Here is a 15,102-nt window from a genome sequence, read left to right as displayed (position 1 = left end):
GACCATGCCCCTTAATTCTTCACGACGATGCGGACGGAGTTGCCGTCTTCGGACTTGGGATCCACCACGCGGGTTTCGGTGGTGATGTCGCCGGGATTGATGCCGGCCTGGATCAGCAGATTGCGCGTCGCAGCTGCGCGATAATAGGCGATCCGCATCGGTTCGGAGATCGATCCGGTACTCGGCACCAGCGACCAGATTCCGTATTTCTGCCCCGGTCGCACCGCCCCCTTCAGGAACGCCTGCACCTTGCCCGCGTCCTCATCCGTGTAGCGGATCGCGTTCGGATCGAAGTCCACCCTCAGCAGGGTCGAGGCGGTGGTGATCCGCATACCCTGTGTCTCGACGGGGACGTCCATCGACTTGGCGGTGATGCGCATCGTGTCCGGCGTGTCACGGGTCAGGATGGACAATTGGTCCTTCCCGTTCGCCGCGGCATCGGACACCAGGGGCGAGCCGAGCTGCGCGATCGAACTCCCCGCCGCCGCGTCGGAAGGCGACCTGACCGGCTGCATGCCCGCCATGCCCGCCTTCGCGCTATTGCCCGAGACCGCCGCCCCACTCTGCGCGTCTGCCGGACGCTCGCTCTGCTGCTGCATCTGGTTGATCTTCTGCTGCATGACCTGAACCGTCCGCTTGGACAGTTCCATGACCGCCGCGCTCATGATCACGAGCAGGAAGGTCACGACCATGATGACGGCCGTGAGCACGTCCACGAATGCCGGCCAGTGATTGACCTCGCCGTCTTCAGAAGCCCCTGCCACGTTCCACCTTCCCCGATTGTCCTGATGCTTCCCAAAGGATCGCTTCGTTCGTCGCGCTCATGCGGCGCGTGTCGCCTGACGCTGACGCAAGTGCGCCAGAAGCTGGTCCCGCGGCTGATCGGCCATGATCCGCCCGTTCTCCATCCACAGCACGCGGTCGACCAGGTCGAGAACCGCGAACCGATGCGTGGCGATGATCAACGTCCGGTCCTTGCCGAATTCCCGCAGGCCCCGGATCACCGCCTGTTCGCCGTCGATGTCCATCGATGCGGTGGGTTCGTCCAGCAACAGGATGCGCGGATCGCGCATGAAGGCACGCGCCAGCACCACCGCCTGTCGCTGGCCGCCCGAGAGACGGCATCCGCCGATCCCGACGCGGCGGCTCAGCCCCTCCTTGGACTGGACGATGAACTGATGGACGCCGGACGTGTTGATCGCGCGTTCCAGCAGTGCCGGATCGGGATCGGTTCGGCCCAGCACGATATTCTCATAGATCGTGTCGTCGAAGAGTGCCGCTTCCTGCGTCGCGAAGGCGATATTCTCACGCAGATGCGCGGCGGCATATTGCTCCACGGCATGCCCATCGACCAGCGCGGTCCCGGAGGAGGGCGAGATCAGTCCACCCATCAGCTTGAGAAGCGTGGATTTCCCCGACCCGGCCAGACCGATGACCCCGATCTTCTCGCCGGGACGGATATCCAGATCGATGTCACGCAGCATCGGCACGCTGGTATCGGGATAGCTATAGCCGACATTCTGGAAGGCCATGCGCCCGACAAAGGGCCGGGCCCGTACCGCGGCGTCGGAGGTCTCGACCTCGGGCTCCAGCGCCAGGAGGTTCGCCAGCGCACCGAATTGGGTCAGGCTTTGATACCCTTTGCTGACGACCGCGATTGCCGACGACACGGGCCCCATCGCGCGCCCCGCCAGCATGTTGCAGGCGATCAGCGCGCCTGCGGTCATCGCCCCGGCGCGGATTTGATAGATGCTGATGATGACGATGCCGATCGTCACCGCCTGGACGATGAAGGCCGATGCGACGGCCGGAATCTCGGACCAGTGACGGGTCGCCTTGCCGTTCATGCCGACATGATCGGACAGGATGTCCCACCGACGCAGGAAGCGCCCTTCGGCCTGGTTGCTCTTGATCGTATGCAGGCTGCCGACGACGTCGGCGACAAGATTATTGCGCGCCTGCAACAATTTGCTGGAGCGACGACTGCCAAACTTCAGCCCGTAGGCAGAGGCCGCGCCAATCAGGATCATCGCGACGGCACCGAATAGCGGCACCACCATCACCCAACCACCGATCAGCCCGATCAATGCCAGAAAGGCGAAGAAGAAGGGAATCTCGACGCAAAAGGTGGTGGCGGCCTGCGGCGCGAGCATCGCCATCGATTCGATGTCGCGCAGCGCCGTCATCAGGCTTCCGACGGTCCAATTCGACTGATCGATACGCGCCTGCAACACGGCGGACATGGCGCGATGCTGGATCGCCTGACCGACGCGCAGGCCGATCGCATCGACGAACACCGAGCGGACCTGCTTGAAGACGCATTCAAAGACCAGGACGATTAGCGCGCCGAACGAGAGCGCCCATAATGTGTCGACCGCCAGGTTCGGCACCACCCGGTCATAGATCGACCGCATGTAGAGCGGGATCGCGAAGGCGCACATGTTGAGGAACAGGGCCGCCATGAGCAGTTGCAGGAAGTTGCGCCGCTCCGACAGGAAACTCGACAACAGCCAGAGCCGGGGGTTGGCGCAGATGCGTTCCCGCTGATCGCTGGCCAGACTGCCGTTCGCGGCGTCGACATGCCCGATCATCAATACCGGGCCGGCGGCAGCGGCGGCGATCTCCTCGATCAGGACCGGCCGTTCTCCCGAGCGATCGATGATGGTCAGCGCACCGCCCACGGGCACCGCACTCGCGATCAGGAAGCTCCCGTCGATCAGACGAAGCACCGCCGGAAGATGCGGCTCCGTCAGGCTCGCCACCGTGCGCTGCGCCCATTTCGCATCCAGGTCGATGCGGGCGCAGGCAAAAGGCGCGAACCTGACGTCGAGGTCACCGCCGCCGGTCGGCAGCGAGGCAGTCAGGCTTTCGGCATCCGTCGATATGCCTGCGATCTCGGCGACTTTGACAAGCGCCTCGACCAGGCGAAGGCCTGAAAAGCCCCCAATTTCTGAGCCGCGTGCATTCACCTGTCGGCGCCGCATGGCTCCGAAGACTGTTCGCGCAGCTGATCCCTGGGTCTGCATGATTGTTCTAGATCGCCCCCTTCGGCGCCATTTTTATACAATTTTTGTATATTTAGTGTAAATCCAATTTCGACCAGCGCTTAACCAGGGTTTATTTCTCACAATGCCAAATGCACGGCGTGAATTGACATGAAATTCTCTCGAATTCTCAAGATGATAGTGGACCCAGCGGATGAACCGCTGGGCGCTCAACTATATTCTGCGAAGATCGACGGCCTGCAGCCTTGGAGCGCACGGGTAGACACTGCGCGATCTTTCAACACGTTGAAGATATTGGCAGTTTTTCTTGCAAGCCTATTGATATGGGCGGCATTGTTTCAGATCGACAAGGTGACCCGCGGAACCGGCCGCGTCCTGCCCTCGATCCAAAATCAGGTGGTCCAACATCTCGAAGGCGGGATCGTGAAGCAGATCCTCGTTCGCGAGGGTCAGCTCGTTCACAAGGGCGACATTCTCCTGCGGCTGTCCAACCAGCAATCGAACGCCGAACTCAACAACGCCCAGACCGATGTCGCGGCGAAGCATATCAGCATCCTCCGTCTCGAAGCCGAAGCATCGAACGCCGATCATTTCGTCGCGCCACCGGAGCTGGCGCGACTGGCCCCTGAGATCGCCCGGTCGGAGGAAGCGTTCTTCGCCTCGCAGCGCGCCGATATCCGGCAGCAGGTCAGCGTGTATGATCGCCAGATACAGGGCTTCCGCGCCGACATTGCGAGCAGCGCGGCGCGGCTGGCCAGTCTCCGCAACGAGGAGCGCACGGTCGAGACCCAGCTCGAACGTCTCCGGCGCGCGCTGGCTGCGGAAGCGGTGTCGGAAAACACGGTGCTGGAGAAGCAGACGGACCTGCAACAGATACGCACTCGTATTTCGGACGCGATCACATCGATCCCGAAATCCCAGGCCGGGCTGGCGGAAGCGACGGCGAAACGCGGCGAGGCATGGACCAAATATCTGACCGACACGCGGGAGAAGGCCGCGACCCTAAGGCTGGAAATGGCCAAGGCCGGACATGCGCTCAACGCGTTCCAGGATCGCAACTTCCGCGAGGAAGTGCGCGCGCCGACGGACGGTTACGTGAACAAGTTGCTTGTCCAGACGGTCGGCGGCATCGCCAAGCCGGGCGAGCCACTGGTGGAGATCGTGCCCGTCGACGATGTCGTCATGGTCGAAGCGCGCGTATCGCCACGGGATCGCGGCAATATCTGGAACGGCCTGCCCGCGGTCGTGAAGATCAGCGCCTATGATTCCACCGTCTATGGCGGACTGGATGCAAAGGTGGAGGATATCTCCCCCGACGCGCTGCAAGATCCGAAGGGTGAGCTTTATTATCGCGTCCGGCTGCGCGCCGATACCCGTCGGTTCGACAAGTCAAAGCCGATCCTGCCGGGCATGACCGCCGAAGTCGATATCCGGTCCGGCCACCAGACGGTGCTCAGTTACATTCTCGGACCGCTGATCCGCGTTCGGGACGGCGCCTTTCGCGAATAACGATCCACACATCACGATTTTTCCGGGGGGAAGCAAAACGATGTCAATTGAACTTGGACTAAGACAGACCATCAGTCACACGCTGGCATTTTCGATCGCGCTGGCGCTGCAAGCCGGTCCGACGGCGGCCCATGCGGCGGGTGCGCAAAAGGGGAAACGTCACGTCACCCCTGCTCAGGCGACGGCACCGGCGCCGGACCCATCCGCGCCCTTGGACAAGGTGGAATCGTTGCGTGATGCGATCGTCGCATCGCTGAAGCAGAACCCCGATATCCAGATCTCGCTCGCACGACAGGACGATGCCAAATATGGCGTCAACGAAGCGCGGGCAGCCTATCTTCCACGGGTCGACCTCACGCTGGCCAGCGGTCCAGAATATGTCCAGCCGAATACGGGCAATGACTCCCTGCTCCGGCGGCGCGAGGGCGTTCTGAACATCCACCAGAACATCTGGGATTTCGGCGTCACGATCAACGACATCAAGCGTGCGAACGCGGCCTATGCCAGCGCGCAATGGGGCACGCGCAAGCAGATCGAACAGATATCCTTCGATATCTCCGCCGCCTATCTCGGCGTCCTGGAAAAGCAGAAGCTGGTCGATCTGATCGAACAGGAGATCGAGACCCAGGCGAAAATGTCGAACATGATCGCCGTGCAGAAATCCCTCGGCCTCACCACCAGCGCCGATGTCAGCCGCGCCCAGGTCCGGCAGGACAATCTGCAACAGCAGCTCTTCGACGCACAGAGCCAGCTTCAACAGCAACGCGAATCCTATCGGCGTTTGACGGGACACCTGCCGGATCGGGCGATCGACCTGCCGCCGGTCGATCCCGCCCTGCCCATCAGCCCGGACTCGGCGGTCGACGTGATCGAACAACGCAACCCGGACCTGGCACAGGCGGCCCAGGACCGCCGCTCGGTCGAGCGCCAGCTTGCCAGTCAGAAAGCAACGTTCTTCCCGCGCATCGGCCTCGATCTGCAGGGGAACCACCGCTATGAGGTGCTCGGTCGTACCGGACGCGCGGACGATACGCGGGCCGTGGTCACGATCAGCTACAATCTTCTGAACGGTGGCGCCGACATGGCGCTGAAGCACCGGATCGAAGCACGCCTTCGTGAAGCCGACTATCAATTGCTCAAGATCCGGCGCGACGTCGAACAGGATCTCCGGGTCGATTTTCAGTCGCTCAAGGCGGCCAATGAGAAGATGGCAACGATCGAATCGCAGATCGAATCGGCGCAGAAGGTGGTGACGCTGTATCGCGAACAGTTTCGCTCCGGCCAGCGTTCGGTCTTCGATCTGCTCGACAGCCAGCAGGCGCTGTTCCAGGCAAATCAGAACCGATTGACCAACTACACCCAGAAACAGATCAGCGGCCTGCGGGTTCTACAGAAGATGGCCGAGCTGTTCCGCTTCGTGGGACAGGGCGAGTTGCCCTCTCTCGCCGTTCCGGCGCCAATACCGGCAGGCCCACCGGCGCGATGACGCGCATCCGCGGGACCATTATGGGGCGTCTTTCGGCTGCCAACCGCCCCCCAGTGCCTGGTAGAGGAGGACGGTATCGCTCAATCGCTGCGCGCGCCCCTGAACGAGCGCCGCTTGCGTGCCGAGCCAGGCGGTTTGCAGGTTCAGCGTGGCCGCGCCGCTGACCTGCCCGAGCCGGGCCTGGGCCTGCGCGATGTCGAGGGCGTGTCGCGCGGCGCTGTCCGCCTGCGCGGCGGTGCGCAAGGCCTGCGCGTCCGCCGATATGCCCTGGAGCACATCGGCGACATTCTGCATCGCGGACAGGACCGTCGAACGATATTGCGCCTTGGCCTGATCGAGCGTCGCCTCGGCCGCGCGCTGGCGCTTGAGCAGCGTGCCGCCGTCGAAGATCGGCTGGAGCAGGTTCCCCGCCAGCGACCAGAACGGGTTGCCGTCGCGGAACAGGGTCGACAGCCCGGTCGAGGTGCCGCCCGCGCCCGCCCCGATCGAGAAACTGGGCAACCGCGCGGCGATGGAGACACCGACCTGCGCCGACGCATAATGGAGATTGGCCTCGGCCGCCCGGATGTCCGGCCGCTGCTCGACCAGTTCGGACGGCAGCGAGACGGGCAGTTCGGCGGGCAGGTGCAGCGCGTCGAGATCGGGCGCCACGAAATGCTCGGCCGGATAGCGCCCGGTCAGTACCGCCAGGAAATCGCGCGCCTGCGCCTGTTGCCTGGTCAGCGTCGGCAGCGTCGCTTCGGCCTGGGACAGCGCCACTTGCGCTGCCGCGACATCCGCGCCGCTGGCGGCCCCCAATCGCAACTGCGCCTGCACGATGTCGAGATAGTGGCGGTCGGCGTCGATCACCTTCTGCGTCATCAGGATCTGGCGATCCAGGCTGGCCAGCGTGATCGCGGTGTTGGCGACGTTGGCGGTGACTGTCAGATAGGCTGCCTCGCTCTGGAAACGCTGCGCCTCGGCCTGCGCCTTCGCACCCTCCACCCCGCGCCGGATTCCGCCGAACAAATCCGGCGTGTAGCTGGCGGTCGCACCGAGCGTATAGAGGGTGAAGATGTCTGAATTGTCGTTCAGTGGCGATTGCAGGACGCCCGCATTCTTCTGCCGCTCGGCCTGCGCATTGATGCCCAGGGTCGGGAACAGGCTGCCCCGCTGCGCCAGATAGGTCTGGTGCGCCGCGCGCAGCGCCGCCTTGGCGCTCTCGACGTCGGGATTATGCCGCAGCGCGTCCTCCTCCAGCGCGTCGAGCGCCGGCGAGCCGAATTCCGTCCACCAGCGACGGGAAACCGTCCCGCCCCAGCGGAAGGACTGCGCGTCTCCGCCCGCGACCGGCGCCCCATCGGTCCGATCGATCAGCGTGGCGGGTGTGTAGCCGCCGACGCCGGGGGCCAAAGGCGTGTGGAAGTTCGGACCCACCGCACAGCCGGCCAGCATCAGGGTGGGGACAAGACAGGACAGGCGGCGCATCAGTTCGCCTCCTCCGCATCAACATCTTCTGGAACCGGCCTCGCGCGGCCGGCGGGCGAGAACATCTCGATCAGCACTGGCAGAACCAGCAGGATCAGCGCGGGCGCGAGCAGGATGCCGCCCACGACCACCAGCGCCAGCGGTCGCTGCACCTGCGCGCCGATCGCGGTCGACATGGCGGCGGGCAACAGGCCCAGACAGGCCGCCAGGCAGGTCATCAGGACCGGCCGCAACCGCGTCTCCGCCGCCTGGACCAGTGCCTGGCTCCGCTCCATCCCTCGCTCGACCAGTTCGTGGAAATAGGAGAGAACGATGACCCCCTCCATCGCCGCGATGCCGAACAACGCGATGAACCCTATGGCGGCCGACACGCTGAACGGCGTGCCGGTCAGCGACAGGGCGAAGATGCCCCCAATCACGGTCATCGGCAGGACGCTCGACACCAGCAGCGTCTCGGTAATCGAAGAGAAATGGAGGAACAGCAGCAGCCCGATCAGGACCAACGTGATCGGAACGATCACCTCCAGTCGATCGAGCGCGGCCTGGAGATCGCCGAACTCGCCGACCCATTCCAGATGCTGGCCATCGCCCAGCTTCACCTGGGCCGCGACCGCCTTTTGCGCATCGGCCACCGCGCCGCCCAGATCGCGGCCCCGGACGCTGAACTTGATCGGGATATAGCGGGTCTGCTGTTCGCGGTAGATGAAGGATGGCCCGGAGATCAGGCGGACGCTGGCGACATCCCCCAGCGGCACCTGCGTCATGCCGCCACCGGCATTGGCGACGCCGATGGGAATGGCGCGCAGATCGTCCAGCGTCGCACGCTGGGCAGTGTTCAGGCGGACCATGATCGGGAAGTTCCGGTCGCTGCCCTTCTCATAGAGATTGCCCGCCGCCTGGCCGCCGATCGCCGCCTGCACCACCGCGTTGACGTCGCCGGGGGCGAGGCCATAGCGCGCGGCCTTGACCCGATCGACGTCGATCTGGACGGTTGGCTGGCCCAGCGAGTTGAAGATCGACAGGTCGGTGATCCCCGGCACCTTCGCCATTGCCGCCTTCACCGCTTCGGCGGTACGTTGCAGGCTGGTCAGGTCGTTGCCGTAGAGCTTGACCGAATTCTCGCCCTTCACGCCCGAGGCGGCTTCCTCGACATTGTCCTCGATATATTGCGAGAAGTTGAAGTCGACCCCGGCGAAACTGGCGGCCAGCTTGCGGTTCATGTCGTCGGTCAGCTTTTCCTTGGTCATGCCGCTCGGCCATTCGCTGCGGGGTTTCAAGGGCACGAAGAATTCGGTGTTGAAAAAGCCGGTGGCGTCGGTGCCGTCATCGGGGCGGCCGTGCTGCGAGATGACCGTCGCCACCTCGGGATAGCTGGCGAGGATACGGCGCATATGGTTCACATAGTCGTCGCCCGCCGCTAGCGAGACGGATTGCGGCATGGTGGCGCGAATCCAGAGATTGCCCTCTTCGAGATGCGGCAGGAACTCCAGGCCCAGGCCATGCGCCGCGACCACCGCCAGCAGGAACAGCGCCCCCGCCACACCCAGCGTCGCCGCGCGGAAGCGCAGCGCCAGATGCAGCACCGGATGATAGATCGAGTGCAGCCACCGCACGATGGCCGTCTCCTTCTCCTCCAGATCGAGGCCGAGCAGGATCGCCGACAGCGCAGGCGAGACGGTGAAGGTCGCAACCAGTCCGCCTGCGATCGCATAGGCATAGGTGCGCGCCATCGGCCCGAAGATATGGCCCTCGATCCCGGTCAGGGTGAACAGCGGCAGGAAGGACATGATGATGATCGCGGCGGAGAAGAAGATCGCCCGGTTCACCTCGCCGCTCGCCTCGGCAATGACGGCGATCTTGCGCGCCATCAGCTTGTCCTTGCGAAGCTTGACGTTGGGCGCCTCCGACAGGTGGCGGAAGATATTCTCGACCATGATGACCGTCGCGTCGACGATCAGGCCGAAATCGATCGCGCCGACCGACAACAGGTTGGCGGACTCGCCCCGCGCCACCAGGATCATGACGGCGGTGAACAGCGCGAAGGGGATCGTCGCCGCGACCACGATCGCGCTGCGCAGATTGCCGAGGAACACCCACTGGATCAGGAAGATCAGGATCACCCCGAACAGCAGATTGTGCATCACCGTATGGGTGGTCAGGTCGATCAACTGGCTGCGGTCATAGATGCGCTCGATGTGGACACCCGGCGGCAGGATGTTGGAATTGTTGATCCTCTGCACCTCCGCCTCGACGGCGGCGATGGTGGGCGAGCTCTTCTCGCCGCGATGCATCAGGACGATGCCCTCTACGATATCATTGTCCTGATCCTGGCCGGCAATTCCAAGGCGCGGCAGATGGCCGACCTCGACCTTGGCCACGTCGCGCACGAAGACAGGCGCGCCGTTGACGGTCTTCAGGAAGGTGTTGCGGATCTGATCGGGCGACTGGATCAGGCCGACGCCGCGCACGATCGCGGCCTTCGGGCCCAGGTCGATGGTCTGGCCGCCGACATTGATGTTGGCGTTGTTCAGCGCCTGGAGCACCTGGCCCAGCGTCAGGCCGTTGGCCATCAGCGCCTGTTTATCGACCGCGACGTCATAGGTCTTGGTCTTGCCGCCCCAGCCGGAGACATCGATCACGCCCGGCACCGCCTTGAACCGGCGCTCCAGCATCCAGTCCTCGATCGTCTTCAGGTCCGTCACCGAATAGCCGGGCGGGCCCACCACACGGTAGCGATAGATTTCGCCGATCGGGCTTTCGGGCGAAAGCTGCGGCTGCACCCCGCCGGGCAGCGGCGGGAGCTGGCTCAGCTTGTTGATGACCCGCTGTTCGGCCTCTTCATAGCTATAGTCATAGGTGAACTGCACCTTCACGTCGGACAGGCCGAATAGCGAGATGGTGCGCACCGTCTTCACATGCGGGATGCCCGCAAGCTGGATTTCGATCGGGATGGTGATGTTGCGTTCGATCTCCTCGGCCGACTGGCCGGGATATTGGGTGATGATATCGACCAGCGGCGGCACGGGATCGGGATAGGCCTCGATATTCAACCGGCTGAAGGCAAAGCCCCCCGCCCCCAGCATGATGATCAGGAACAGCAGCACCAGCCAGCGGCGCTTCAGCGCGAAATGGACGACGGCGTTCATCGGATTAGTCTCCGCCGTTGGCGCGGTCGATGAAGACGGAGCCGGCGGTGACGACCGCCTCGCCCGGCGCCAGCCCCTGCGTCACGGTCACGGCATCGCCCGTGCTGGTCCCGGTACGGATCGCGCGCAGCGACAGGCTGTGCCGCTGGGGATGCGCGACCCAGACATGCGCGTCCTCGCCTTCATAAAGGACCGCCATGGCCGGGATTTCGACCGCCGGCACCGTCGCGCCGTCAGACAATCGCGCACTGGCGAACATGTTTGGGCGCAGTGCCCCATCGGGATTGGCGATCTGCGCGCGCACCACGATCCGGCGGGTGTTCGGGTCGACCACCGGCGCGATGTAATAGACACGCGCGTCGAAGCGTCGCCCCGGAAAGGCCGGAACCTGCACCGACAGCATCGCGCCGCGTTTCAGCTTGCCCGCATCCGCCTCGCGCACATTGGCGACCAGCCAGACATGCGACAGGTCGCTGATCGTGAACAGCGGCGCGCTGGCGCCCGACGCGGCGCTTTCGACATATTGGCCGATCCCCGCCGCCCGCGCGGTGACGGTGCCGTCGATCGGGCTGCGAACGATGGCTTCATCCTCGCCGCCCCCAGTCGTTCCGCCCAGCCCAAGGACCTGCAACCGCCCGCGCGCGGCGGACAATTGCGCCTCGCTGCTCGCCAGCGTGCTGCGCGCGGCGGCCAGATCGGACTGGGCCTGCTGCACATCGCGCTGGGCCGCCCCTTGCACGGCCAGCAGCGCCTGTTGCCGCGCCGCATTGGCCTGAGCAACGGACAACGCCTTGTGGGCGGCGGCGACCGAAGCCTGGGCGGTGGCAATGTCGCTACGCCCCTGAACCAGTTCGGAGGCGGCGATGGCATAGACGGGCTGCCCCCGATGGACCACGTCGCCGGGCTTGACGAAGATGCGCGATACCCGGCCGGTGAAGGGCGAGAACAACTGGGTGGTGTGGTCGTCGTCGGTGGCGATCTGCCCGTCGGTCAGCAGCGCCGGTGCATATTGCTCACCGCCGGCCTGGACGAAGCGCAAATTGGCCCATTGCTGGTCGGTCGGCCGAAACTCCCCGGGCGGCAGCGTGCCCTTTCGCTGCGGAGCGGCATCCTTCGAGGATGAACAGCCGCTCAGCACCAGGGCCAGGGTGATGGGGACGAGCGCGGTCCAGAGCCGCCGGTCGCGAGGAAAGCAGGTCATGCCGCCGGGCCTAGGAAACGTCCCGGTCTACCCACAATCGCCCAGTCGTATGGGGCGAATATACCAATGTATATGCCACCTCATCTCGACGGCGTGTCCCCTGGACTGATAGGGAACACCATGCCGCGAAAGGATCAGGGCCAAGCCGACGGGCACGCGTTACGCTGGATGACCGGCCTGCTCGTGGCGATCCTCGTCCTCGCCATCTTCGTTGTCGATGTCCTGACCGACCGGGTGATCGCGGTTGCGGTGCTGTATATCGTCCCCGTCCTGCTGGCGCTGCGCATCTTTCCGCGTACCCGGGTGATGGGACTGGCGGCGGGATGCGTCGCCCTGACCCTGTTGGGCAGCCCGCTGACGCGCTTCGGCATGACCGAGGCGGGCATGGTCAATCTGGCGATCAGCCTGATCGCGATCATGACGACCAGCTATCTGGGCCTGCGGATGCTGTCGCACGAAGCCGCCTCGCACGAAGCGCGCGCGCATCTGCTCCGGCTTTCGCGGATCGGCAATCTGGGCGAACTGGCGTCCTCCATCGCGCATGAGGTCAATCAACCGCTCGCCGCCATCACCAGCAGCGCGGGGGCGGCTCGGCGCTGGCTCGACGGCAGTCCCCCCGACCTGACCCGCGCAAAGGAGTCGCTCGACCGGATCGCCCGCGATGCCGCGCGGGCGGGGGACGTGGTGTCCGGGGTACGACGGCTCGCCAGCCGAAAGGCGTCGACGCCGGTCTGGACCGACATGGCCGAGCTGGTCGAGGAATGCGTCGCCATCGCGCGGGCAGAACTGGACCGACAGCAGATCCGCCTCGACCTGACCATGCCCGAGGATGCCGCAGGGATTTGGGGCGACCGGGTGCAGATCCAACAGATCGTCGTCAACCTGCTCATCAATGCGATCGAAAGCCTGACGCAGAACGGCACGGCGGAGCGGCGCATCCTGCTGTCGGTCAGTCGCTCGGCCGGTTTCGTCGCGCTGACCATCGCCGACACCGGCGCGGGACTATCGCAGGATGCATTGGGCCATTTGTGGGAACCCTTCTGGACCAGCAAGGAGGGCGGTGTCGGACTGGGCCTGACGATCAGCCGGACCATCGCGGAGGCGCATGGCGGCGCGCTGGAGTATCGTCCACGGGGCGGGCGCGGCGCGGTGTTCGAATTGCGCCTGCCTCTGACGCCGGAGCCCGGACATGCCTGATCCCATCGCCGACGCCCCGCTGGTCCGAATCGTCGACGACCAGCTCCCGGTCCGCGAGGCGGTGGCCGATCTGCTCGCCTCGGTGGGGCTGGCCGCCCGCGGCTATGCCTCGGTCGCGGCGTTCCGGCAGGAGGATGATCCGGCCCGCCCGGGCTGCATCGTCCTCGACGTGCGGATGCCGGGCAGCAGCGGCTTCGACCTGCTGGCGACGATGACGGCGGAGGGCGAAGGCCTGCCCGTGGTCTTCGTCACCGGGCATGGTGACATCCCCATGGCGGTCCGCGCGATCAAGGCGGGGGCGGTCGATTTCCTCGCCAAGCCGTTCAACGACCAGCAGTTGATCGACGCGGTCAATGCGGCGATCCGGGAGGACGGCGTTCGTCGAACCACACGAAACATCGCCGCCGACGCCGCGCGTCGCCTGTCGACCCTGAGCGAAGGCGAATATGAGGTGTTGCGCCTGACCGTCGAGGGACTGCGTGTGAAGCAGATCGCCAGTCGCCTGACCATCAGCGAGATCACCGTCAAGACTCGCCGCGCGCGATTGATGCAGAAGCTGGAGGCCACAACCCTGCTCGATCTGCTCCGCCTGTTCGACAAGGGTAGATGACGGTTTTTATGTCCGGCGCCGAACCGGGCCGACAGGACGACCTCGGCGCTGGGCGGGCGGTTGATCTCCTTCAATGCGGCGGCCAAGCCATTGCGGTCTTTCCACGAGACGAAGTCCATCGAGTTTCGAAGCAGGTGGACGATCCAAAGCCTGCCCCGGCGAAGGTCGGGGAGACGCTGCGAAATGCCATCACCCATGTCGCCCCCCTGGCCATCGAGATCGTCAAGCGCTCTGACACCCGGTATCTCGTCGTCCTGCCCCGCCGATGGGTGATCGAGCGCACCATCGACTGACTGAACCGGGCCGTCGCATCCGCCGAAGCATGGCTCCTCATCGCCTCCTACAGGGGGAGGACACGGCGCCTCGCCAAAATGGAATTATGAATCGGGCTCTGAGCGACCATGATTCCGGTGACAGGCCCTGATCTCGTCGACGAACCAGGTCACCATCGGCGCATGACGATGACGGGGCCATTGCGCGACGATCGTGTTCGAGTTCCGCGCAAATGGCGCCGTCACGACTTTCAACGGCATGATCGAGGCATATTGCTGGAACAGCCACATGCTGCCCGTCGCGACGAGGTCGCTGCCGATGACGATCGTCGGCAAGGTCGCCTGTGATGTCGTCCGCATGCGGATGCGTCGCGCGCGGAGCATGTCGGCCCCGGCCGCATCCGTCGGAAACGTATCGGTCATCTCGCCGCGCGCGACGATGTGCCGCGCCGCCCGGTACTGCGCCTCGGTGATGTCCGTGCAATCTGCCAGTTGGGGATGCTGGTCCCAGATCATGCATGCGGCCTGATCCGTTATGATCGACAGTGTCTCAGGGCCCGTCATGGCCTTTTCCGCTGGCAACAGGAGCAGGTCGGCCCCCTGTTCGACCGCCTTTTCCGGTTCGTTGGGGTCAAGGGCCATCATTTCCACGAACATTCCCGGCGCGGAGACGGACAGACGTCGCAGGACCGGCCCCAACACCATCTGCTCGACGGCCTCGGTGGCCGCGACGATGATCGTGTCGGTACTGGTCAGCGGATCGAAGGACAGGGCGAAGTTGAATGTCGCATCCACATCGCGCAGCACACGACGCACCTCGCCGCACAGCGCCAAACCCAACGGAGTCAGATGTTGCTCGCCGCCGGCATGGGTGACGAGATCGTCGCCGAAATGCTCACGCAGACGGCGCAGGGCGTGGCTCATCGCCGACTGGCCAAGGCGGACACGGCGTCCGGCCTCGGTCAGTGTCGGCGCGTGCAGGATCGCATCAAGCGGATAGAGCAGATTGAGGTTGAGGCGATGAACGGGTGCCTCCCCCGCCGGTGAGGCGCGCACATTCTCCTTCAATCGATCTCCATCCACGGCAACGTTTCCTCCATCGGCATTTGAGATGATGGCAGATATTCCTCTGTCAGAAATCATTTTTCGTGAGCGACGGCCAGTGGCATCGGCTGGCCGGCGCATCCGATCCGGCAGCGGCATGCGCCG

At 64.7% G+C, this 15,102-nt stretch carries 10 protein-coding genes and 1 pseudogene; 5 read left to right on the top strand and 6 right to left on the bottom strand.

Going from position 1 to position 15,102, the window contains the following annotated elements; genetic code table 11:
* Nucleotides 1–11: 11 nt before the first annotated feature.
* Nucleotides 12–764, bottom strand: coding sequence for a hypothetical protein (locus ABDV78_RS01965; RefSeq protein WP_343525503.1), 753 nt, complete (start codon nt 762–764; stop codon nt 12–14).
* A gap of 57 nt (nt 765–821) precedes the next feature.
* Entirely contained in the window at nt 822–2,984 is a 2,163-nt protein-coding gene (locus ABDV78_RS01960) for an ATP-binding cassette domain-containing protein (RefSeq protein WP_343525502.1), read from the bottom strand.
* Between the two features lie 171 nt (nt 2,985–3,155).
* Between ABDV78_RS01960 and ABDV78_RS01955 the strand changes: the two genes are divergently transcribed.
* Together ABDV78_RS01955 and ABDV78_RS01950 are read left to right on the top strand one after the other, a co-directional pair.
* Nucleotides 3,156–4,514: an HlyD family type I secretion periplasmic adaptor subunit gene (locus ABDV78_RS01955; protein ID WP_343525501.1), complete on the top strand. Its 1,359-nt coding sequence runs from the start codon at nt 3,156–3,158 to the stop codon at nt 4,512–4,514.
* A gap of 40 nt (nt 4,515–4,554) precedes the next feature.
* Nucleotides 4,555–6,000, top strand: a complete 1,446-nt coding sequence (locus ABDV78_RS01950) for a TolC family protein (RefSeq protein WP_343525500.1) — start codon at nt 4,555–4,557, stop codon at nt 5,998–6,000.
* A gap of 18 nt (nt 6,001–6,018) precedes the next feature.
* Here ABDV78_RS01950 and ABDV78_RS01945 read toward each other — a convergent pair whose 3' ends face one another.
* Genes ABDV78_RS01945 through ABDV78_RS01935 form a run of 3 tightly spaced genes read right to left on the bottom strand, consistent with a single transcriptional unit; the run spans nt 6,019 to nt 11,814 of the window.
* Entirely contained in the window at nt 6,019–7,467 is a 1,449-nt protein-coding gene (locus ABDV78_RS01945; protein WP_343525499.1) for an efflux transporter outer membrane subunit, read from the bottom strand.
* Nucleotides 7,467–10,613 (bottom strand): CusA/CzcA family heavy metal efflux RND transporter, encoded by a 3,147-nt coding sequence (locus tag ABDV78_RS01940; RefSeq protein ID WP_343525498.1) that lies wholly within the window; start codon nt 10,611–10,613, stop codon nt 7,467–7,469. The genes ABDV78_RS01945 and ABDV78_RS01940 overlap by 1 nt, the downstream gene beginning before the upstream one ends.
* A gap of 4 nt (nt 10,614–10,617) precedes the next feature.
* Complete coding sequence (locus ABDV78_RS01935) at nt 10,618–11,814, bottom strand: efflux RND transporter periplasmic adaptor subunit (RefSeq protein WP_343525497.1); 1,197 nt, start codon at nt 11,812–11,814, stop codon at nt 10,618–10,620.
* Nucleotides 11,815–11,982: 168 nt separating this feature from the next.
* On the opposite strand from ABDV78_RS01935, the gene ABDV78_RS01930 reads away from it, so the two are divergent.
* From ABDV78_RS01930 to ABDV78_RS01920, 3 genes and pseudogenes are all read left to right on the top strand, one after another.
* Nucleotides 11,983–13,011 carry an ATP-binding protein gene (locus tag ABDV78_RS01930; protein ID WP_343525495.1) on the top strand — a complete coding sequence of 343 codons (1,029 nt, stop codon included), beginning with the start codon at nt 11,983–11,985 and terminating at the stop codon, nt 13,009–13,011.
* On the top strand, nt 13,004–13,621 hold the full coding sequence (locus ABDV78_RS01925) for a response regulator (protein ID WP_343525494.1): 618 nt from the start codon (nt 13,004–13,006) through the stop codon (nt 13,619–13,621). The genes ABDV78_RS01930 and ABDV78_RS01925 overlap by 8 nt, the downstream gene beginning before the upstream one ends.
* A 212-nt stretch (nt 13,622–13,833) precedes the next feature.
* Nucleotides 13,834–14,004 (top strand): annotated as a pseudogene (locus tag ABDV78_RS01920) (IS5/IS1182 family transposase); the annotation flags it as partial.
* On the opposite strand, the gene ABDV78_RS01915 reads toward ABDV78_RS01920, so the two are convergent.
* Nucleotides 13,999–15,096 (bottom strand): LysR family transcriptional regulator, encoded by a 1,098-nt coding sequence (locus ABDV78_RS01915; RefSeq protein WP_343525493.1) that lies wholly within the window; start codon nt 15,094–15,096, stop codon nt 13,999–14,001. The pseudogene ABDV78_RS01920 and the gene ABDV78_RS01915 overlap by 6 nt on opposite strands.
* Nucleotides 15,097–15,102: the final 6 nt, after the last annotated feature.

The organism is Sphingomonas sp. (assembly GCF_039594485.1).
Taxonomy (GTDB): Bacteria; Pseudomonadota; Alphaproteobacteria; order Sphingomonadales; family Sphingomonadaceae; genus Sphingomonas.
Note: the sequence above shows the minus strand (reverse complement) of the source record. Positions and strands in the feature narration are given on the sequence as shown.